18 protein-coding genes and 1 riboswitch are annotated in these 19,970 nt (G+C 69.8%); of the genes, 7 read left to right on the forward strand and 11 right to left on the reverse strand.

Annotation, left to right across the window (positions count from 1 at the left end; all coding sequences use genetic code 11):
• Positions 1-29 precede the first annotated feature (29 nt).
• Entirely contained in the window at positions 30-563 is a 534-nt protein-coding gene (locus tag ACFYY8_RS40180; RefSeq protein WP_390050356.1) for a TetR/AcrR family transcriptional regulator, read from the reverse strand.
• 94 nt (positions 564-657) lie between these two features.
• Between ACFYY8_RS40180 and ACFYY8_RS40185 the strand changes: the two genes are divergently transcribed.
• Positions 658-1,554 (forward strand): LLM class F420-dependent oxidoreductase, encoded by an 897-nt coding sequence (locus ACFYY8_RS40185; protein WP_390050357.1) that lies wholly within the window; start codon positions 658-660, stop codon positions 1,552-1,554.
• 3 nt (positions 1,555-1,557) lie between these two features.
• Here the strand turns inward: ACFYY8_RS40185 and ACFYY8_RS40190 are convergent, their stop codons facing one another.
• The 3 genes from ACFYY8_RS40190 to ACFYY8_RS40200 form a co-directional block, all read right to left on the reverse strand.
• Positions 1,558-2,520, reverse strand: coding sequence for a lipopolysaccharide kinase InaA family protein (locus tag ACFYY8_RS40190; protein WP_390050358.1), 963 nt, complete (start codon positions 2,518-2,520; stop codon positions 1,558-1,560).
• Positions 2,517-3,257: an NUDIX domain-containing protein gene (locus ACFYY8_RS40195; RefSeq protein ID WP_390050359.1), complete on the reverse strand. Its 741-nt coding sequence runs from the start codon at positions 3,255-3,257 to the stop codon at positions 2,517-2,519. Before ACFYY8_RS40195 ends, ACFYY8_RS40190 begins: the two co-directional genes overlap by 4 nt.
• Before the next feature lie 116 nt (positions 3,258-3,373).
• Positions 3,374-5,197 (reverse strand): acyl-CoA dehydrogenase, encoded by a 1,824-nt coding sequence (locus ACFYY8_RS40200; RefSeq protein ID WP_390050360.1) that lies wholly within the window; start codon positions 5,195-5,197, stop codon positions 3,374-3,376.
• Between the two features lie 225 nt (positions 5,198-5,422).
• On the opposite strand from ACFYY8_RS40200, the gene ACFYY8_RS40205 reads away from it, so the two are divergent.
• The 3 genes from ACFYY8_RS40205 to ACFYY8_RS40215 all read left to right on the forward strand — a co-directional run bounded on the left by ACFYY8_RS40205 (position 5,423) and on the right by ACFYY8_RS40215 (position 7,062).
• Positions 5,423-6,238: a class I SAM-dependent methyltransferase gene (locus tag ACFYY8_RS40205; RefSeq protein ID WP_390050361.1), complete on the forward strand. Its 816-nt coding sequence runs from the start codon at positions 5,423-5,425 to the stop codon at positions 6,236-6,238.
• Positions 6,237-6,301, forward strand: a riboswitch (guanidine-III (ykkC-III) riboswitch). Its footprint overlaps the gene before it by 2 nt.
• An 11-nt stretch (positions 6,302-6,312) precedes the next feature.
• Positions 6,313-6,633 carry a DMT family transporter gene (locus ACFYY8_RS40210; RefSeq protein WP_390050362.1) on the forward strand — a complete coding sequence of 107 codons (321 nt, stop codon included), beginning with the start codon at positions 6,313-6,315 and terminating at the stop codon, positions 6,631-6,633.
• 75 nt (positions 6,634-6,708) lie between these two features.
• Positions 6,709-7,062: a VOC family protein gene (locus ACFYY8_RS40215; protein WP_390050363.1), complete on the forward strand. Its 354-nt coding sequence runs from the start codon at positions 6,709-6,711 to the stop codon at positions 7,060-7,062.
• Between the two features lie 68 nt (positions 7,063-7,130).
• Here the strand turns inward: ACFYY8_RS40215 and ACFYY8_RS40220 are convergent, their stop codons facing one another.
• A complete protein-coding gene (locus ACFYY8_RS40220; protein WP_390050364.1) occupies positions 7,131-7,601 on the reverse strand; it encodes a hypothetical protein in 471 nt (156 codons plus the stop codon).
• A 193-nt stretch (positions 7,602-7,794) separates the two neighbouring features.
• On the opposite strand from ACFYY8_RS40220, the gene ACFYY8_RS40225 reads away from it, so the two are divergent.
• Entirely contained in the window at positions 7,795-8,088 is a 294-nt protein-coding gene (locus ACFYY8_RS40225) for a hypothetical protein (protein ID WP_352015219.1), read from the forward strand.
• 121 nt (positions 8,089-8,209) lie between these two features.
• The gene (locus ACFYY8_RS40230) at positions 8,210-8,671 is read left to right on the forward strand and encodes a GNAT family N-acetyltransferase (protein ID WP_390050365.1); all 462 of its coding nucleotides are present in this window, start codon (positions 8,210-8,212) and stop codon (positions 8,669-8,671) included.
• A gap of 20 nt (positions 8,672-8,691) precedes the next feature.
• On the opposite strand, the gene ACFYY8_RS40235 is transcribed toward ACFYY8_RS40230, so the two are convergent.
• The 4 genes from ACFYY8_RS40235 to ACFYY8_RS40250 all read right to left on the reverse strand — a co-directional run bounded on the left by ACFYY8_RS40235 (position 8,692) and on the right by ACFYY8_RS40250 (position 13,884).
• Positions 8,692-9,402, reverse strand: a complete 711-nt coding sequence (locus ACFYY8_RS40235) for a PadR family transcriptional regulator (RefSeq protein ID WP_390050366.1) — start codon at positions 9,400-9,402, stop codon at positions 8,692-8,694.
• A 48-nt stretch (positions 9,403-9,450) separates the two neighbouring features.
• Positions 9,451-11,481, reverse strand: a complete 2,031-nt coding sequence (locus ACFYY8_RS40240) for a molybdopterin-dependent oxidoreductase (RefSeq protein WP_390050367.1) — start codon at positions 11,479-11,481, stop codon at positions 9,451-9,453.
• Positions 11,482-11,541: 60 nt separating this feature from the next.
• Positions 11,542-13,092 (reverse strand): M28 family peptidase, encoded by a 1,551-nt coding sequence (locus ACFYY8_RS40245; protein WP_390050368.1) that lies wholly within the window; start codon positions 13,090-13,092, stop codon positions 11,542-11,544.
• 354 nt (positions 13,093-13,446) lie between these two features.
• Entirely contained in the window at positions 13,447-13,884 is a 438-nt protein-coding gene (locus tag ACFYY8_RS40250; RefSeq protein ID WP_390050369.1) for an RpiB/LacA/LacB family sugar-phosphate isomerase, read from the reverse strand.
• 73 nt (positions 13,885-13,957) lie between these two features.
• Between ACFYY8_RS40250 and ACFYY8_RS40255 the strand changes: the two genes are divergently transcribed.
• Positions 13,958-16,384: a YbhN family protein gene (locus ACFYY8_RS40255; RefSeq protein ID WP_390050370.1), complete on the forward strand. Its 2,427-nt coding sequence runs from the start codon at positions 13,958-13,960 to the stop codon at positions 16,382-16,384.
• Between the two features lie 4 nt (positions 16,385-16,388).
• Here ACFYY8_RS40255 and mgrA read toward each other — a convergent pair whose 3' ends face one another.
• Both mgrA and ACFYY8_RS40265 read right to left on the reverse strand, forming a co-directional pair.
• A complete protein-coding gene (mgrA, locus tag ACFYY8_RS40260) occupies positions 16,389-17,417 on the reverse strand; it encodes an L-glyceraldehyde 3-phosphate reductase (protein WP_390050371.1) in 1,029 nt (342 codons plus the stop codon).
• Positions 17,414-19,492: a S9 family peptidase gene (locus tag ACFYY8_RS40265; RefSeq protein ID WP_390050372.1), complete on the reverse strand. Its 2,079-nt coding sequence runs from the start codon at positions 19,490-19,492 to the stop codon at positions 17,414-17,416. Before ACFYY8_RS40265 ends, mgrA begins: the two co-directional genes overlap by 4 nt.
• Between the last annotated feature and the right edge of the window lie 478 nt (positions 19,493-19,970).

A 19,970-nucleotide genomic window follows, 5' to 3' on the forward strand; every position in this document is an offset into this window, starting at 1 on the left:
GTCAACCCGCGAGGTCCGCCACGGGCGGATCAGCGCCTGAGGCCGTCGAGGATGACGGTGGTGAGATGGTCGTCCGCGCGGGCGCCGGGGCGGCAGACGGCCACGTTGAGCAGGCCGACGACCTCGCCGGGCGGGATGTCGCCGCGCAGCGTCCCCTCCTCCTGGGCGCCCCTGGCCAGCCGTTCGAACAGGGCGTTGAGGTCGCGTTCGAGCCGCGCCAGCTCGGGGTTGGCGGTCGTCTCGGGCGACAGGGCCTTGATCAGGGCCAGGGGGAGCCCGGCGCAGTGCTCGACGACCAGGCGCAGGGACCGCCAGTACGGCCTGTCGTCGGCCGTGCCCTCGGTGGTCACGGTCGCGCCGAAGACCATGAGGCGGCGCAGCGCGTCAAGGGCGATGTCCTCGACCAGGGCCTGCCGGTCGGGGAAGTGGCGGTAGAGGGTGCCGACCCCCAGTCCCGCCGCGCGGGCGATCTCCTCCATCGAAACGGCGGCACCGCGCTCGGCGAACAGGCCGAGCGCGGTCGTGACGATGAGTTCGCGGTTGCGTCGCGCGTCGGCTCGCACGGCCCGTCCTTCCTGAGTTAACCGGAATCCCGGCCTCAGGTTAATGTACCGTGGTCTTTCGGAACCGGAAGATCCGCTTCACTTTGGGGGATTCGTGCGAAGAGGCCTCTACATCAGCGGCATCGGGCTGAGCCTGGACGCGATGATCGGACAGGTGCGCGCGGCGACCGACGCCGGACTCGACAGTGCCTTTCTCAGCCAGCTCACCTCGTGGGACGCGCTCGCCGTCCTGGCGATCGCCGCGCGTGAGGTGCCCGGCGTCGACCTGGGAACGGCGGTCGTGCAGACCTACCCCAGACACCCGCTCGCGCTGGCCGGGCAGGCGCTCACCGTGCAGGCCGCGGGCGGGAACCGCCTCACCCTCGGTGTCGGGCCGAGCCATCGGCAGATCATCGAGGGACAGTTCGGCTACTCCTACGACAGGCCCGCCCGGCACATCAGGGAGTACCTGTCGGTGCTGCGGCCACTGCTGCGCGGGGAGGTCGTCGACCACCACGGGGAGACCGTCTCCGCCTCGGGGCGGGTGGACGTGCCCGGCGCGAAGGCGCCCTCGGTGCTGCTCTCCGCGCTCGGACCGGTCATGCTGCGCGTCGCCGGAGAGCTCGCGGACGGCACGGTGACCGTGTGGACGGGGCCCGAGGCGATCGCCGACCATGTCAGGCCCGCGATCACCCGCGCGGCGGAGGAGGCGGGACGGCCCGCCCCCAGGGTCGTGGCCGCGGTGATGGCGAGCGTCACCGCCGACCCCGAGGGGATCAGGCGCGGGGTGGCCGAGCGGATCGGGTTCGCCGGCCGGCTGCCCAGCTACCGGGCCATGCTCGACCGGCAGGGCAAGTCGGGCGTCCACGAGACGGTCCTGGCGGGCGACGAGGAGACCGTGGCGCGGGCCGTACGGCGATACGCCGACGCCGGGACGACGGAGCTGCTGGTGAACCCGCTCGGTGACGAGCGCGAACGGGCCAGGACCGTCGAACTGTTCGCCTCGGTCTGAGACTCAGAGGTTCAGCGGACGGTAGGTCCTGGGGCCGTAGAGGTCGTCGAGCAACTCGTCGAGTTCACCCAGCAGCCGCCAGGCGTCCCGGGGCGGCGCGACCAGGCTGCCCCGTACGAAACGGCCGATCGCGCCGGGCACCCGGTCCCCCATGAGGGCGGCGACGCAGCGGGTGGCGAGCCTGATGTCCAGGGTCTCGGTCGCGGGCGCCCCGGTGAGGACCTCCGGCGGGTAGTCGTCACGGTGCCTGGCGACCAGGGCCTTCAACGGGCTGCCGAGCGGGACGGACTGGCTCCAGTCGACGAGCACCAGGCCGTGGTCGATCGGATGGACCAGGACGTGGTGGCCGAACACCGCGCCGTGCACCACCCCGGCGTGGTGCGCCGCCCCGATCGCGACCAGCAGCCGCCGCCAGATCCACGCCGCGTCCCTCGGGTCGAGCACCGGCCGCCGCCGCGAGATCTCCGCCAGGCTCACGAACCCGTCGGGGACCCGGCTGATCACGTTCGCCCGCCGCCGCGCGTCGCCGGAGCCGTGCCGGAGGGAGTCGACCAGCCGGGGCACGTACGGCAGCAGCGTCGGATCGCCCTCCCGCTCGATCGTCCTGAGCGCCTGCGCCTCGCGCCGCATGAGGTCGTTGTCCGCAGGGCCGCGCGGGATCTTGAGCAGGGCGTCGGGGGCGCAGTCGTACAGCAGGGCGGTCGCGCCCTCGTGGAGCAGCCGCCCGACGTGGCGGGTTCCGATCACCGTTCCGGCCAGGTCGTTCACGGGGGTGTGTCCGGTGTGCTCGGCCCACAGGCTCGCCAGCCTGGCGAACGCCCCGGCGGCCTCGGCACCCGGCGTCAGGTCGGGGTGCAGCAGCCTGGCCAGCCTCCGGTACGTCCGCCGTGGTGTCGGTCCGCCGAACAGGTCCTCGGGGGCGCGGGCGGCGGAGACCAGCGCGATCGCCTCGGCCGGGGTGGTCATCGGGTGCCCTCCTGATCGGCGGGCCGCAGCAGGGCGGGGTGCAGCAGGCGGGCGTCCCCGGCGCGGTAGAGCTTGGCGCGTGGCCCGCCCCGGGAGCCGCCGCTCACCGTGCTGTGCCCGGTGGCCTCGACGAATCCGGGAACGGAGAGGACCTTGCGGTGGAAGTTGCCCGCGTGCAGCGGGACCCCCCACACCGTCTCGTAGACGCCGCGCAGTTCGGAGATCGTGAACGTCTCCCCGGTGAACGTCGTGGCCAGTGGCGTGTACTCCAGCTTGGCCCGCGCCCGTTCGAGGCCGTCGGCGAGGACGCGCGCGTGGTCGAAGGCCAGCTCCGGCGGGCGCGGGGCCGGGTGCCAGGCGGCGGAGGCCGCGTCGGAGCCCGCCCTGGGGTCGGGCAGATCGGGGGCGAAGGCGAGGTAGGAGACCGAGACGACCCGCATCCTCGGGTCCCGGTCCGGGCTTCCGTAGCTGGCCAGCTGTTCGATGTGGACGCGGGGGGCGAGCCCGGTCTCCTCGGCCAGTTCCCGCCTGGCCGCCTCTGGCAGGTCCTCGCCCGGCCTGATGAACCCTCCCGGCAGTGCCCAGCGTCCCTGCTGGGGAGGACGGCCCCGCTCGACCAGCAGCACGTGCAGCACACCCGCGCGGATGGTGAGCGCGACCACGTCCACCGTCACGGCGACCGGGGGATAGTCCCTGGGGTCGTACTCCGCCAGGAACGCCGATTCCTTCTCGTCCACGACACGCCCTTCCCGGGTCAAGATAGTCTCACAATGAGAATAACTCGGTTCGGGGATGATCGCACACACGGAAGAGGGCCGTCCCCGAAACGGGACGACCCTCCGCGGCCGGGTGGTCAGAACGCCTCTTCGGACAGCTCCATCAGGCCCTGGTCGGTTTCGGTCAGCACACGGCGCTCGGCGGCCAGCCGGGGCAGGACGGTCTTGGCGAAGAACGACGCCGCGGCCACCTTGCCCTCGTAGAACGCCTGGTCCCTGCCGGAGGAGCCGAGCGCCGCCAGCGCCACCTCGGCCTGGCGCAGCAGCAGCCAGCCGATCACCAGGTCACCCAGGGAGAGCAGGAACCGGGTGCTGTTGAGACCGACCTTGTAGACCTCCTCGGGGGTCTCCAGCGAGGTGATCGCCCAGCCGGCCATCGTGTCGGCCATGGTCTTGACCTCGTCGGCGGCCTCGTCGAGCAGCCCGCGCTCCTCCTTGAGGCGGCCGTTGCCCGCCTGGGAGGCGGCGAAGGCCTTGATGTCGCCGTGCAGCGCGCCGAGCGCGGCCCCCTGGTTGCGCAGGACCTTGCGGAAGAACAGGTCCATGCCCTGGATCGCGGTCGTGCCCTCGTAGAGGGAGTCGATCTTGGCGTCCCTGATGTACTGCTCGAACGGGTAGTCCTGCAGGTAGCCGGAGCCGCCCAGGGTCTGCAGCGAGCGGGAGAGCAGCTCGTAGGACCGCTCGGACCCGACCCCCTTGACCAGCGGCAGCAGCAGGTCGTTCATCGCCTCGGCGTGCCGGTCCTCACGGCCCTCGAAGCGAGCGGCCTGCACCGCGTCCTGGTAGGTGGCCGTCAGCATCACCAGCGCCCGCATGCCCTCGGCGTACGACTTCTGGAGCATGAGCTCGCGGCGCACGTCGGGGTGGTGGACGATGGTCACGCGCGGGGCGGCCTTGTCGGTCATCTGGGTGAGGTCGGCGCCCTGCACCCTGGCCCTGGCGTATTCGAGGGCGTTCAGGTAACCGGTCGACAGGGTGGCGATGGCCTTGGTCCCCACCATCATCCGGGCGTGTTCGATGATCATGAACATCTGCTTGATGCCCTCGTGCACGTCGCCGATCAGCGTCCCGACGGCCGGGTGCCGCTCGCCGAAGGTGAGCTCGCAGGTCGTGGAGACCTTCAGGCCCATCTTCTTCTCGACGTTGGTGACGTAGACGCCGTTGCGCTCGCCCAGCTCACCGGTCTCCAGGTCCACGTGGTACTTCGGGACCAGGAACATCGACAGGCCCTTGGTGCCGACGCCGTGCCCCTCGGGGCGGGCCAGCACGAGGTGGAAGATGTTGTCGGCCAGGTCGTGCTCGGCGCTGGTGATGAAGCGCTTGACGCCCTCGATGTGCCAGGTGCCGTCGGGCTGCCTGACCGCCTTCGTACGGCCCGCGCCCACGTCGGAGCCCGCGTCGGGCTCGGTGAGGACCATGGTCGCGCCCCAGGTCCGCTCGATGGCCAGTTCGGCGAAGCGCCTCTGGTCCTCGGTGCCGATGAGGTGCATCACGTAGGCGAAGGCGGGTCCGCTGGCGTACATCCAGACGGCCGGGTTCGCGCCGAGGATCATCTCGGCGAGCGCCCAGTTGACGCTGGGCGGCAGGCCGGGGCCACCCAGTTCGGCGGGCAGGCCGATGTTGGTCCAGCCGCCCTCGCGGTAGGCGGCGAAGGACCGCTTGAAGCCCTCGGGCATCGTCACCGCGCCGGTCTCCGGGTCCAGGACGGGCGGCGTGCGGTCGCCCTCCTCGAAGGAGTCGGCCAGAACGCCCGTCGCCAGGCGGTTGACCTCGTCGAGGACGCTGCGCACGACGTCCTCGTCCATGTCCGCGTAGAGGCCGGTACCCAGGATGTCCCCGCGGCCGAACACCTCGAAGAGATTGAACTCCAGATCGCGGAGGTTGCTCTTGTAGTGGCCCATGGGATCTGCTCCTTGAAACCGGGGGACCGGGCTTTTTCTCTACTCGTCAGTAACCTTACCCCTGATGCTACCCGTCAGTAACCCCTAAAAACTGGAGCGGTAAGGGTGTTTGTCACATTCCTCAAGGAAAGGGAGCTGTACCGGCCTGCTCGGACGGGGTCGCGCCCCCGGGCCGACACGCGACCTTGACAGGGGCGGTCGTCACCCCCGGGTTAGGCTCCTGCCATGGACGAGCGGTGGCGTGCGGACCTCGCGCTGTGGGCGATCCCCGACGAGATCGCGGCGAAGGCGCGGACCGACCCCTGGGGGCACTCGCCCGCGCGGTTCTCCGAGCGGACGGAGCGGGCGCTCGCCGAACCGCAGGGACCGACCCTGGACCGGGTCGCCGAGGCGTTGCCGCCCGGGGGCACCCTGCTCGACGTCGGCGCGGGCACCGGGGCGGCCGGCCTTCCGCTGGCCGGGCGGATGGGAGAGCTGGTCGCGGTCGACACCTCGCCCGGCATGCTCGCCGAACTGGAGTCTCGGGCCGCCGTGCTCGGCGTGCCGCTCAGGATCGTCACCGGCCGATGGCCCGACGTCGCGCCACGGACCCCGGTCGCCGACGTCGCGGTCTGCGCCCACGTCGTCTACAACGTGCCCGACCTGGCCGCCTTCCTCACCGAGCTGTCCGGTCACGCCCGCCTCAGGGTCGTCGTCGAACTCACCGAACGCCACCCGATGACCTGGCTCAACCCCCTGTGGGCCCACTTCCACGGGATCGTCCGCCCGGACCGGCCCACGGTCCACGACGTGATCGCCGTCGCCGAGGCGCTCGGTCACCGGGTGCGGCACGAGGCGCGTCTGGCCCCGCTGTCCCGCTTCGCGACACCGGAGGGCCTGGCGGAGAGCGCCTGCAGGAGACTCTGCCTCGACCCGGGGCGGGCGGACGAGGTCGTCGCGACGGTGATCCGGCTCGACATGTGGCCGCTTCCCCGCGAGCGGTGGTTCACCCTGTGGTGGGACACGGGAATCGGGCCGACATCGGAGGCGTTGCCCGAATAGAGCTCTCAATCGAGACACTCCCGGACGAGACGCGCCGTACCCGGTCTGAAAAGACGACGCTTCAGGGAGTCGTCATGGCCTGGGTCCTCATTGTCATCGCCGGTCTGTTCGAGATCGCGATGGCCTACTCGCTCAAGCTGAGCAACGGGTTCTCCTCGCTGCTGCCGAGCGTCGGAGTCGTCGTCTTCGGGGTGCTCAGTTTCGGTCTGCTCTCACTGGCCCTCAAGAACCTGGAGGTCGGTACGGCCTACGCCGTCTGGACCGGCATCGGCGCCGTGGGCACGGCCGCCGTGGGTATCGCCCTTCTGGGAGAGGACGCCTCGGCTCTGAAGATCATCTCCATCGTCCTCATCCTCGCGGGCGTCATCGGGCTCAACCTCGCGGGCGGCCACTGACCACCCCTAAGGGAAACCGGTTTGACGCGATAGATGGTGTCGCGGTTGGCTGAGGGCATGATTAACGTGCACTATGTGACATTCGACTGTGCTCGGCCGCACGAGCTGGCGGCCTTCTGGAGCCAGGCGACCGGCTGGGAGATCCACCCGGAGACGGAACCCGACGGCGACGAGGTCCTCGTCTGCGGGCCGACGAACCTGCTGTTCATCAGGGTTCCCGAGGGCAAGTCGGTCAAGAACCGCGTCCACCTCGACGTCACGGGCACCGGCGGTACCACCCGCGACCAGGAGGTCGAGAGGCTGGCCGGGCTCGGCGCCACGGTCCACGACGACCGTCGCAACCCCGACGGCACCGGCTGGGTGACCATGCTGGACCCCGAGGGCAACGAGTTCTGCGTCTGCCGCGCCGACTACGAGAAGCAGTCGTGAGATCTCTGTGACGAGCGGGCCTCCCGGGGCCTTTCACCGGTCCCGGGACGTTCCGCCGAGCCGTCCGGTCAGTGCCCGTGGGGCAGCGAGGGCCGCTCGCCGCGTCCCCTGAGCGTCAGGGCCAGGAACGCGGTGATCAGATACACCACGACGCCGCCCTGCAGCGCGTCGAACGCGGCGCCGAACACGCCCTGGTCGTCCACGATGAGCTGCACCGGATACATGAGCGCCGCCGCGCCGAGCGCGGGGTAGAGCGAGAACCGCCACGGCCTGCGCAGCGCCCACATCCTGGCCTGCCGCGTCACCCGGTCACCCGAGCCCGGCCTGCCGACCGACCCGATCGCCGCGACCAGGGTGAACAGTGTGATCCCCAGGCAGAGCGCCCAGGTGAGGTTCGCGGCCCCCGGCAGGATCACCCCCAGGCCGAAGCTGACGGCCGCCGTCGCGCCTCCGGTCACCGCCGCCGCCCTCCAGGGGGCTCCCCGCAGGGCCGCGCCGGCGAGGGACATCTCGTCACGTCGAGTGAGTTCGTCGTTCATGTTCCCAAGACTGCCCCGTCGGCCCCCTTCTTCGCATCGGGGAGCAACCCTGATCCGTCCCCTACCCGCGGGGCCGGGCGCCGCGGCGAACGTTGAACGTTTGTTGACTGTCCCTAAGTCCCGATTTAGGATTCAATTAGGAAACTTTCCTAAAGGAAAGCTTCCTAGCCCCCCACTTTCTAGGAGATTCGTCGTGAGCTTTCGTCGTCGCGCGGTGACCCTCGCCAGCTCTGCCGCCCTCTGCCTGGGCGTCCTGGCACTCACCCCCACCTCGGCCATGGCCGCCCCCTCCGGCTGCACCGTGCAGCAGGGATCGAACTGGGCGTCCAGCCTCTGCACCTCCGGTACGGGCCGGCACCTGGTGGTCGTGCGTGCGCAGCACTACACCGGCAACATCCTGATCACCGGCCCCTGCGTGGCCATCGGCCAGGTCTCGAAGACGACGGTCAACTGGCCGGTCACGTACGTCGGCTCGGCAGGCTGCTGAGAGCCCACTTGGCCGACGTCGGGCCGTCGACTCGAACGCCGCTCACGTCGAGGCCCGCATGTCCGTGTTGACGCCTACCGAGGCCCGGCCCCTGAGGACCGGGCCTCGGTAGGCTCACGGCATGCCGGTGAACCCTTATCTGACCTTTCGCGTCGCGACCCTTGAGGACGTCCCGACGATCCTGGCCCTGCTGGCCGACGACTCGACCTCCGGCTCCCAACACGGGGAGTACGGCGAGGCACACCGGGCGGCCTTCGAGGCCATCGACGCCGACCCGGGCAACGAGCTGATCGTCGCCGAACTGGACGGCGAGGTCGTCGGCACCATGCAGCTCACCTACATCCCGGGGATCTCCCGCGGAGGAGCGCTCAGGATGCAGATCGAGGCCGTCAGGATCGCCTCCGGCCTGCGCGGCGGAGGACTGGGCGGGCAGATGCTGCGCTGGGCCGTCGAGCGGGGCCGGACCAGGGGGTGCGCCCTGGTCCAGCTCACCACGAACAAGGCGCGCAAGGACGCCCACCGCTTCTACGACTCCCTCGGCTTCGTCGCCTCACACGAGGGATACAAGCTCGCGCTGAGCTGAGGCACGGGACCCCCACCGGGTCACGGACTCACCCCGAACTGCGCGCCCACGTCGAACTGCGCGCCGACCCCGAACTCCGCGCCCATGTCGAAGCGCGGGATCGCACCGAAGCGCGGACTCACGTCGAACGACGGCACCGGCGGCGGAGCCGGAACAGCCGCCGGGGCCTTGCGGAGGCGTGACCTGCGCGCGGAACGCGCGCGGAGCTGGTCGATCATCCAGCGACACCAGGCGATGCGGTGGTTCTCGTAGCTGATGCCGTACCACAGGGTCGCGTAGTCGCCGAAGCGGCGGCTCTCGCGGCCGGGCGCGCTGGAGAAGGCCGAGCGCTCGTCCTCGTAGGTCGCCAGCCGCCGCTCGTGCTCCTCAAGCTGGATCTGGAAGAGCTTGACCAGCTCGGCCGGGTCGGCGAGCCAGGCCGCGTAGGACTTCAGCAGCAGTTCGTCACGCTCGGGACGGGACTGCGGGGGCTCGACGACCCACTCGCGCAGCTCCCTCGTCCCCAGCCGGGTGATGGAGTAGATCTTCTTGCGCTGCGGGCCTGGGCCCGGGACCTGCTCGAAGGTGACCAGTTCCGCCGCGACCAGCCGTTGCAGCTCGGGATGGATCTGGCTGTGCCGGGCCGTCCAGAAACATCCCAGCGGATGTCCCATGGCGGTGGCCAGCTCGTATCCGGACCTCGGTCGGCGGGCCAGCGCTGTGAGGATCGCGTATCCGAGAGTTGAGGTCACCGCGGAAGGATCTCACGGGGCACCCCTAATGCGGCACCGTAGCTTTACCTATGTCGACTCAGACATAACGGGCGTCACCTCGACCAGATTGTCGTGATAGACGGCCCCCCTGCCCAGGTCGGCGTCGTACTCCTCGACCACGGCGTTGACCGTCGAACCCCCCGGACTCAGCTTGCGCCAGTGCCCCTTCGTCGAGGCCACGACGCCGGGCCGTACCCGGTCGCTGATCTCGACCACGGCCTCGAAGCCGCCGACCGCGTTGAACACCCGGGCCCGCTGCCCGTCGCACAGCCCCCTGGACGCGGCGTCCTCGGGGTTGACCACCACCCGGGGCCCCTTCGAACGGCGCAGCAGCTCGGGGTTGTTGCCGAAGGTGGTGTTGAGGAAGGTGTGCGACGCGGGCGTGACCAGGGCCAGCGGGTAGGGACCGCCCGCGGCCGAGGCCGTACGCGGCGGCACGTAGGCGGGACCGGAACCGAACTCCAGCCTCCCCGAGGCCGTGGGGAAGCCGTCGGCGAACGGGACGAACGGCCGGGGCACGTTGAGCCTGACCCAGCCCTCCTTGCGCAGCCGGTCGACCGTGATCCCGTCGAGGGAGGGATGACCGGAGGCGAGCAGCTGCTCGGCCAGTTCGAGGTCGGAGTCGTACAGCGACGGCTCGGTGAGACCCATGTGCCCGGCCAGGCGGCGGAACGTCTCCGTCGTCGACAGGCACTCGCCCGGCGGCTCGACCGCGGGCTCGTTCCACACGAGATACATGTGCCCGTATCCCGCGTGCAGGTCGGTGTGCTCGATCTGCATCGTCGCCGGGAGCACGATGTCGGCGTAGTCGACGGTGTCGGTGGGGAACTGCTCCATCACGACGGTGAACAGGTCCTCACGCGCCAGCCTCTCGCGGACACGGTTCTGGTCGGGGGTCGAGCCGACCGGGTTGGCGGCGTAGACCCACAGGCACTTGACCGACTCGTCGAGCCCGTCGGCCAGCCGGGTCATCGTGAGCCGCCTGACCGGCGCCGCGAGCAGATCGTCACGGGTGTCGATGTTCAGGTGGATGTGGCCGCTGGTCGAGTACGCGACCCCGCCGCCGGGACGGCGCCAGTCGCCCGTCACCGCGGGGATGGCCGCGATCGTCCGCATCGCCGTACCGCCGCCCGTGTGCCGCTGGACGCCCATCGTGGCCCGGATGCCGGTCGGCCGGGTGTGCGCGAGCCGTACGCCGAGGGAGCGGATGTCCGCCTCCGGCAGGCCGGTGATCTCCGCGACGAGGGCGGGCGGGTGACGCAGGATCTCCGCCCGGAAGTCCTCCCAGCCGTTGGTGTGCTCGGCCAGGAAGGCGTCGTCCTGCGCGCCCTCCGACAACACCACGTTCAGCAGCCCGAGGGCCAGGGCGGCGTCCGTGCCCGGCCTGATCGGCAGGTGGAGGTCGGCCTGCTCGGCGGTCCTGGTACGGATAGGGTCGATCGCCACGACGTACGCCCCGGCCGCCCTCGCCTCCTGGATGAACCGCCACAGATGGTGGCCGCTGGTGAGGGTGTTCGTGCCCCACAGCAGGATGAGCCGCGACAGGGCGAACGTCTCGGGGTCCATCCCGCCCGGGGTGCCGTTGGTCAGCCGCAGACCGGTGTTGCCCGCGGTCGAGCAGATGTTCAGGAAGTGCCGGGAGGCGCCCAGGACGTTCCAGAACCGGCGGCCCGCGACCCCCTCACAGCCCTGGATGTGGCCGAGCGTCCCGGTGCCGAGGTAGGGCCAGATCGCCTCGCCGCCGTGCTCGTCCACGATCGCGCGCAGCCGTACGGAGATCTCGTCGAGAGCCTCGTCCCAGCTGATCCGCTCGAAACGGCCCGAACCCTTGGGGCCGACCCGGCGCATGGGGTACAGGATGCGGTCGGAGGCCCCGGCGTGTTCGAGATAGCGGTTGACCTTCACACAGAGCGCACCGCGTGTGTAGGGCTGCTCCGGGTTGCCGCGCATCCCGACCGCCTTGCCGTCCCTGACGGTCACCACCCACGAGCAGGTGTCCGGGCAGTCCAGCGGACAGGCCCCCAGGACACGCAACTCCCCCCGCTCACCCACTGCCATGCCCAGACTCTAGCCAGGGGGGTACGGCTCGCGGGCCGTACCCCCCTTGAGGTCAGCCCGTCACCGCGACACCGCGTCCCGCCACGCGGGGGCCACGTTCATCCTGCTCGGCGCCGCGGAGGCGGCGCCGCCCGGCAGGATCGGGCTGCGGGCGTAGACGGCCGCGGCCGTCGCGATGGCGCCGGTGTTCACCGCCAGCGCCCTGTCGTCGATGTTGGCCAGGGTGTCGCAGGCCTGGTGGTAGCACCGGTCGTAGGCGACCCCCGCCTCACCGCCGAACGTGGCGGCCTCCTCGGCGGTCTTGATCCCCTCGGCGCCGGTGAACAACCCGCCCGCCGGGATGCCGACCGCGATGAAGGGCCCGTAGTCGGACCGCCCGGTGAAGTCGGTCCCCTTGTACGGCTGGCCGATCGAGGCGTAGTACGTCTCGAACAGCTTCTCGATCTCGCCCGATCCGGCGGGACCGGCCCCGGCGCCCGTGTGGTCGGAGTCGTCGCCGTCGTAGACGCCGTAGACGAAGTTCGGCGAGGCGATCATGTCGAAGTTCAGGTACAGCTTGATCCTGGCCCTCTCCCCGGGGGAGAGCGCGGCCACGTAGTGCTGGGAGCCGAGCAGCCCCAGCTCCTCCGCCCCCCAGAAGGCGAACCTGAGCCTGTTCCTGGTCGGCGTGCCGCCCGCCCGCAGCGCCGTCTCCAGCACGGCCGCGCTGCCCGAGCCGTTGTCGTTGACGCCGGGTCCCGCCGGCACGCTGTCCAGGTGGCTGCCCAGCATGACGACCCTGCTGGAGTCGCCCCAGGGGCTCTCGGCTATCACGTTGCGGGTCTTCCTGTGCGGGTCGCCCTCGGCGGTGACGGAGAGCGTGGCCCGGGATCCCGGCCTGGCCAGCTCCTGGCCGACGGCGAAGGTGGTGCCCACGACGGGGACGCGCGTGGTCGTGTCGCCGAGCGAGCCGTTCAGCGGTCCCCGCCGGTCGGCGGCCCCCTCGCCGGCCTGGCCCTCGTTGAAGATGATCACGCCGGAGGCGCCCGCGGCCTCCGCCAGCTCGGCCTTGATCCGGAAGCCGCACGTGCCACGCTGCAACAACGCGATGTTGCCCCGGACGAACCCCGCGAAGTCGGCGGCCTCACACCCGGAGGTCGAACCTGGCTCGGCGCTCGGCGGCAGCACCAGATCGACGGGCTGCACGGTGGCCGTGACGCTCCCCGAGCCGGAGTACGTCATGGGGATGAAGTCGGTCTGCGGCGTGTAGGTCCTCGCCCCGGGGGAGACCCGGGCGAGCTTGGGCGTGCCGATGACGCGGAAGAACGGGAACTCGAACTCCTGCTCGGTCACCCTGTACCCCGCGGCCCGCAGCCTGTCCGCCACGTAGCCGGCCGACTCGTCGTATCCGCGGGTTCCGGCGGCCCGGGTGCCGCCGTTGGCCGTGGCGATCCGCTGGAACGCCTCCAGGTGCCGCTTCACGGAGAGCACGTCCACAGGCGGCGAACCGACGGACGCGACGGTGACCTCGGGAGCCGGTGAGGTCACGGCGGTCGCCTGGGCGCCGGGCAGGGTCACGGCCGAGGCTGTGGTGATCGCGGCCAGCAGGCCCTGGTACGCGCGTACGCGCATGCGAAACTCCTCTGACGAGAGCTGACGGAAGTGGAGCGGGGAATCCCCGTGATCGCGGCGAACAAAGAACGATCTCCAGTGGCCGGATTAACCGAATTTGACAATCTAAGTCAGATCGACGGGCGGGGTGTTCCCCGGCGTCACTCGGCGGTCACGGTGTCACCCGGGTAATGGCACACGACCGTGTGCCGTGACACGTCGCACCACGGCCATCCGCTTCGCACCCTTCCACGGCGCCACGCGGTCGCCAGAAGTGGCTAGGGTCGGGTGCGAAGGAAAAACGGGGCTGCGACGCATGATGATCAGCTTTTCAGGCCGGTGCCGACCCGGCCGTCATCGCCGCATTCCAGCAGGTCAATTCTCAATCTCGGATAGGTACGCGATGTTCGCCACATCGGTCTCCTCCGGGCTGACGCTCCCGGCGAACCAGGCATCCAGGATCTCCCCCAGCAACGGCGCCGAGGTCAGCCTGAGACTCAACGCCAGCACGTTGGCGTCGTTCCAGCGTCTGGCCCCTTCGGCCGTCGCCGCGTCCACACACAGGGCGGCCCGCGCCCCGCGCACCTTGTTGGCCGCGATCGACGCCCCGGTGCCGGTCCAGCAGCACACGACCGCCTGGTCGGCCACCCCGGAGACGACGTCCCGCGCGGCCTGTGAGCAACACCACGCCCAGTCAGAAGGCCCTGCGGCGACGGCGCCGTACGCGATCACCGTGTGTCCTCTCGCCTCTATCTCCGACACCAGGATGGGAGCCACCCCGTCAAGACTGTCCGAGGCCAATGAGATACGCATGCCTTCGATTGTGGACACTGGAAGAGAAGATCGGTGACGCACCTGTAATGCGGAACGTGCAGAATCGCTGGCGGTGACGGAAATCAGAGAGCACGGAGAAGCGGCGCCCGTCGAAGGCACAGAGCCCGAGACGGAGCGTGATTCCGGCGTGCTCGTCGTCGAACCGCTCCTGCCGCAGCGCATCCGCAGACCGTCCGATCTGCTGCGCTTCCTGGCGACCCTGCTGGGGCTCGTGGCCGTGGTCCTGCTCGCCCTCGTCGCGAAGAAGACCCTCAACGGCCTCGAAGGCGACGTCATCGACGGGACGAACCGGGCGCCCTTCCTCCTCAGCGGCCTCGCTGGCGTGCTCAGCGGCGCCGCCATGCTCGGCGTGCCGACCGCCTACGCCATCGAACGCGTCCTGCACCGCGACGGCCTGCGCGTCGCGGAGGGGCTCTTCGCCGCCATCGCGGGCATGGTCCTGTCCTTCGCCCTCGGCGAGTGGATCGTCGGCGCCGGCCCGGAAGACCTGTGGCTCCTGCTGACCGGGGGCAGACAGGGGGTCGAGCCGCTCAACACGCTGCTCACCTCGGTCATCGCCTACGTCACCGCGGTGCGCATCTCCCGAAGACCCACCTGGCGGGCGGCCCTGTGGAGCGCCGTCGCGCTCAACGCCGTCGCGCTCTTCGCCGCGACCGCGGCCACCATCCTCGGCATCGTCGTCTCCATCCTGGTCGGCCTCGCCGTCGGCTACGCCACCCTGTACGGCATCGGCAGCCCCAACACCAGGCCGCCCGGCAGCACGATCGTGGCCACCCTCGCCAAACTCGGCTTCGCCCCCGCCAGGGCGCACCGCCTCGACGACGACCACCAGAGCAGCAGGCGCTACGCCGTCGGCCTCAAGGACGGCACCCGCCTCGACGTCACCGTCCTCGACCGCGACCGCCAGGTCGCCGGGGTGCTCTACCGCATCTGGCGCCGCATCCGGCTCAACACCGAGACCCGCCGCAGGGCCATCCGCTCCCTGCGCGCCGAGCTGGAACGCGAGGCCCTGATGGCCTACGCCACCCAGGCCGCGGGCGCCAGCATCCCCAGGCTCGTCGGCACCAGCGAGATCGGCACCGAGGCCGCGCTGCTCGCCTACGAGCACATCGAGACCCGGCCGCTCGACGACATCCCCGACGAGGAGATCGACGACAACCTGCTCGCCCAGATCTGGGAGCAGATCCTGCTCCTGCAGGTCCAGCGGCTGGCCCACCGGCGGCTGACCGGCGACAGCATCCACGTCGACAACGAGGGCAGGGTCGTCCTCATGGACGCCCGCAGCGGTGAGATCGCCGCCGGAGACCTCCTGCTCCGCCTCGACATCGCCCAGCTGCTCACCTACCTCAGCCTCCGCGTCGGAGCCGACCGCGCCGTCGCCGCGGGCGCGGCCGTCGCGGGCCCCGACGTGCTGGCCGGCGCCCTGCCGCTGCTGCAACGGATCGCGCTCACCCGCGAGACCAGGGCCGCGCTCACCAAGAACAAGGAACTGCTGACCGCGATCCGCGAACGGATCGTCGCCCTCGAACCCCAGGCCGAGGCCGACGAGGTCCGCCTGGAGCGCTTCCGCCCCAGGACCCTCATCACGATCATCGCCAGCGCCTTCGCCGCCTACTTCCTGGTCTACTACCTCACGCAGATCAACCTCAACATGATCACCTCAGCCAAGTGGGGCTGGACCGGGGTCGCCTTCGTCGCGGCGATGATGAGCTACGTCGCCGCCGCGCTGATGCTGCGGGGCTTCGTGCCGGAACGGCTGCCGCTCGGCCGTACGGTGCTGGTGCAGTTCGCGGGCTCCTTCGTGAAGCTGGTCGCCCCGGCGGCGGTGAGCGGCGTCGCCATCAACACCCGCTACCTGCAGAAACGCGGCATCCCCCCGGGCCAGGCCGTCGCCAGCGTCGGAGCCTCCCAGCTCATCGGCCTGGCCTCGCACATCACACTGCTGCTGCTGTTCGCCTACATCACCGGGTCGAGCGCCGCCACGTCGTTCACCCCGTCGCGCACGCTGGTGTTCGTCCTGCTCGCCATCGCGGTCGCGGTCCTGTTCATCGTGAGCGTCCCCCGCCTGCGCAGACTGATCACCGTACGGCTGCGCGCCCTGTTCTCCGGGGTCATCCCCCGCCTGCTGGACGTGCTCCAGACGCCCCGGAAGATCATCGAAGGCTGTTCGGGCACCCTGCTACTGACGATCTTCTTCGTGGCCTGTCTCGACGCCTCGGTGCGGGCCTTCGGCGGATCACTCGACTTCGCGGCCGTGGCCATCGTCTTCCTCGCGGGCAACGCCATCGGCTCGGCGGCGCCGACCCCCGGAGGGCTCGGCGCCGTCGAGGCCTCCCTGTCCGTCGGACTGACCCTCTCCGGCCTGCCCGGCGAGGTCGCGACCTCGGCCGTGCTGCTGTTCAGGCTGCTGACGTTCTGGCTGCCCGTGCTTCCCGGGTGGGCCTCGTTCACCTACCTGCAGCGACACGAGGCCCTGTGACCCCTCAGGTCTCGCTGGAACGGGCCCAGCGGTTGACCCCCGACTCGACCGCGTGCCCGTCGATCGCCGTGAGCTCCTGCTCGGTGAACGACAGGTTCTCCACCGCCCGCACGTTGTCCTCAAGCTGCCTGACGCTGCTCGCGCCGACCAGCACCGAGGTGACACGCCGGTCGCGCAGCGCCCACGCCAGGGCCATCTGCGCCAGGGACTGACCACGTGAGGCCGCGATCTCGTGCAACGTGCGGACACGTCGCATGGTCTCCTCGGTCAGCATCTCCGGGGTGAGGAAGCGCCGCTGCGAGGCACGCGACCCCTCGGGGACACCGCCGAGATAGCGGTCGGTCAACATGCCCTGAGCCAGGGGGGAGAACGCGATGCAGCCGACCCCCTCCTGTTCGAGGACGTCGAGCAGCCCGTCCTCGACCCACCGGTTGAGCATCGAGTACGACGGCTGGTGGATCAGCAGCGGGGTGCCCATCTCCCGCAGGATCCGCGCCGCCCGCTCGGTCTGCTCGGGGGAGTAGGACGAGATGCCGGCGTACAGCGCCCTGCCGGACCTGACCGCCTGGTCGAGCGCGCCCATCGTCTCCTCAAGGGGAGTCTCCGGGTCGAACCTGTGGCTGTAGAAGATGTCGACGTAGTCGAGTCCCATCCGCTCCAGCGACCTGTCCAGGCTGGACAGCAGATACTTCCGCGACCCCCACTCGCCGTAGGGGCCGGGCCACATGTCATACCCGGCCTTGGTGGAGATGACCATCTCGTCCCGGTATCCAGAGAAGTCCTCCCTGAGATGCCTGCCGAAGTTGGTCTCCGCGGCGCCGTACGGCGGGCCGTAGTTGTTGGCCAGGTCGAAGTGGGTCACCCCCAGGTCGAACGCCCGCCGCAGGATGGCCCGCTGGGTCCCGAACGACGTGTCGTCGCCGAAGTTGTGCCAGAGCCCCAGCGACACCGCGGGCAACCTCAACCCGCTCCTGCCCACCCTGTTGTACGGCTGCCGCCCGTCGTACCGGCCCGCGTCGGCCACGTAGGTCATCGCTCGACCCTGGCGGTGCCCTCGACCTTGGCGGTGTCGAGGATCCAGGCCAGGACGAAGGCCTCCTCCCTCCAGGAGTCGTACCTGCCGCTGCGACCTCCGTGCCCGGCCTCCATCTCCGTCTTCAGCAGGAAGGGACCGCCCCTGCCCACCTCGCGGAGCCGCGCGATCCACTTGGCGGGCTCGTGGTAGTAGACGCGGGTGTCGTTGAGACTGGTGATCGCGAGGATCGGAGGATAGATCTGGCCGCTCACGTTCTCGTACGGGGTGTACGACTTCATGTACTCGTACACCTCGGCGTTGTGCAGCGGGTCGCCCCACTCGTCCCACTCGATGATGGTCAGCGGCAACGACGGGTCGAGGATCGTGTTCAGCGCGTCCACGAACGGCACCTCGGCCACCACACCCGCGAACGTCTCCGGCGACAGGTTGGCGATCGCGCCCATGAGCAGTCCGCCGGCGGAACCGCCCCGGGCGATGATCGCGCTCGACCAGTTCTCCGCGACGAGGTGCTTGGCGGCGGCGACGAAGTCGGTGAAGGTGTTCTTCTTCCGCTGGAACTTGCCGTCCTCGTACCAGTGACGGCCCATCTCACCGCCGCCCCTGATGTGCGCGACGGCGAAGACGAACCCCCTGTCCAGCAGGCTGAGCCTGGCCACGGAGAACGACGGGTCGATCGAGATCTCGTAGCTGCCGTAGCCGTACAGCACGGTCGGAGCGGGCCGCTCGACGCCCTTCCTGGTCACGATCGAGATGGGGACGCGGGTGCCGTCCTCGGCGGTCGCCCACTCACGGAACTGCTCGTAGTCGGCCGGGTCGTACCCACCGAGCACGGTCTTGCGCTTCAGCAGGATCAGCTCACGCGCCCGCAGGTCGTAGTCGTAGACCGAGGGCGGAGTGATCATGCTGGTGTAGCCGAGCCGCAACCGCTCGGTGACGAACTCCGGATTCCCCGAGGGCGCCACGTCGTAGATCGGCTCAGGGAAGGAGATCTCGTACGGCTCCGCCCCCTCGGGCAGGACGCGGATGCCGGTCAGCCCGTCACGGCGCAGGTGCACGACCGTGTAGCCCTGGAAGGCCTCGACGTTCAGCAGCCGGGTGTCGGCGCGGTGCTCGATCAACGGGGTCCAGTCGGCGGGGGAGTCGATCGGCGCGGTGGCCAGCTCGAAGTTCTCCGCGTTCTGGTTGTGCAGGATCAGGAAGTGGTCCCCCGCGTGGTCGAGGCCGTACTCGACACCGGTCTCCCTGGCTCTGACGAGCCGGAACTCACCGGTCGGGTTGTCGGCCTCCAGGATGTGGACCTCGCTGGTGATCTTGCTGCCCGCCGAAAGTACGAGGTAGCGCTCGCTACGGGTCAGGCCGACGCCGATCCAGAACCGCTCGTCGTCCTCCTGGTGGACGAGCACGTCCTCCTCGGTCGAGGTGCCGATCATGTGCCGGTGGATCTGGTTGGGCCGCCAGGCGTCGTCGACGGTCGTGTAGAAGAAGGCACTGCCGTCGGCGGACCAGGCGCCGCCGTAGAAGATGCCGCTGACCTCGTCGTCGAGGAGCTCACCTGTGGTGAGGTCCTTCACCCGCAGGGTGAACCGCTCGTCGCCGGTGAAGTTGACCGAATAGGCCAGCAGGGTCCCGTCGGGGCTGACCGAACTGGCGCCGAGGGAGAAGAAGTCGCTGTCCCCGGCCAGCTCGTTGCCGTCGAGCAGGACCTGCTCACCGGGCAGCGCCTCGCCCGCCTTCAGCTCGGGAGGAGCGTCGCCGTCAGCGGCGACCCGGCACTGGATGCCGTACTGCTTGCCCTCCTCCGTCCTGGAGTAGTACCACCAGCCCTTCTTCCTGGTGGGGACGGACAGGTCCGTCTCCAGCGTCCGGCCCTTGATCTCCTGGAAGATCGTTTCCTGGAGCCCTTCGAGATGGGCGGTCGCCTGCCGGGTGTAGGCGTTCTCCGCTTCGAGGTAGGCGATCGTCTCGGGGTCGTCCTTGACCGTCAGCCACGCGTAGTCGTCGACCACGGTGTCCCCGTGGTGCACGCGCTCGCTGGGAACCTTCTTCGCCGTAGGCGGTGTCTGGCTGCTCACCCCGTCGAGTCTATGTTTTCCGTGCCAGACGTCCCGGATCAAGCTGCGGGGTTCGTCGTTACGTCCCGAGCGGTCTGCGGGGACTGCTAATGTTCTGGCGTCGGCAAGGTTCGGCGCAAACCACTCCACTCACTCCGGTGATCCGGTTTGGCTTGTTCTGTGTCCGCTGACAACCCCTTCAAACCAACGGTTCCAATGATCGGTTCGCGTCGATTCGCAGAGCCACTCAGGTGCTGGTAAGTTTGAAGGGTTGCTCCGGAGACGGGGCGGTCCGAAATTCCTCGGACAGGCTTTATCGAAGAAAATGGATCCGGTCGGATCGGTTTGACACGAAAAAGCGGGTCTGAAAGAATAAAGACACAACGAAATGAACGAAACGAAACGCCCCGGAATTCCGGCCGGTAAAACGGTTCGGAGGGACGGTGAACGCGTCCGTTTCTTGAGAACTCAACAGTGTGCTAAAAGCCAGTGCATGAAG

Source organism: Streptosporangium sp. NPDC001559 (assembly GCF_042893955.1).
GTDB lineage: Bacteria > Actinomycetota > Actinomycetes > Streptosporangiales > Streptosporangiaceae > Streptosporangium.

Bases quoted from the DNA above. Each gene is read 5' to 3' on its own strand.
- ACFYY8_RS40190 (WP_390050358.1), bottom strand. From the start codon at position 2,520: ATGACCACCCCGGCCGAGGCGATCGCGCTGGTCTCCGCCGCCCGCGCC.
- ACFYY8_RS40200 (WP_390050360.1), bottom strand. From the start codon at position 5,197: ATGGGCCACTACAAGAGCAACCTCCGCGATCTGGAGTTCAATCTCTTC.
- ACFYY8_RS40205 (WP_390050361.1), top strand. From the start codon at position 5,423: ATGGACGAGCGGTGGCGTGCGGACCTCGCGCTGTGGGCGATCCCCGAC.
- ACFYY8_RS40210 (WP_390050362.1), top strand. From the start codon at position 6,313: ATGGCCTGGGTCCTCATTGTCATCGCCGGTCTGTTCGAGATCGCGATG.
- ACFYY8_RS40220 (WP_390050364.1), bottom strand. From the start codon at position 7,601: ATGAACGACGAACTCACTCGACGTGACGAGATGTCCCTCGCCGGCGCG.
- ACFYY8_RS40230 (WP_390050365.1), top strand. From the start codon at position 8,210: ATGCCGGTGAACCCTTATCTGACCTTTCGCGTCGCGACCCTTGAGGAC.
- ACFYY8_RS40240 (WP_390050367.1), bottom strand. From the start codon at position 11,481: ATGGCAGTGGGTGAGCGGGGGGAGTTGCGTGTCCTGGGGGCCTGTCCG.
- ACFYY8_RS40245 (WP_390050368.1), bottom strand. From the start codon at position 13,092: ATGCGCGTACGCGCGTACCAGGGCCTGCTGGCCGCGATCACCACAGCC.
- ACFYY8_RS40250 (WP_390050369.1), bottom strand. From the start codon at position 13,884: ATGCGTATCTCATTGGCCTCGGACAGTCTTGACGGGGTGGCTCCCATC.
- mgrA (WP_390050371.1), bottom strand. From the start codon at position 17,417: ATGACCTACGTGGCCGACGCGGGCCGGTACGACGGGCGGCAGCCGTAC.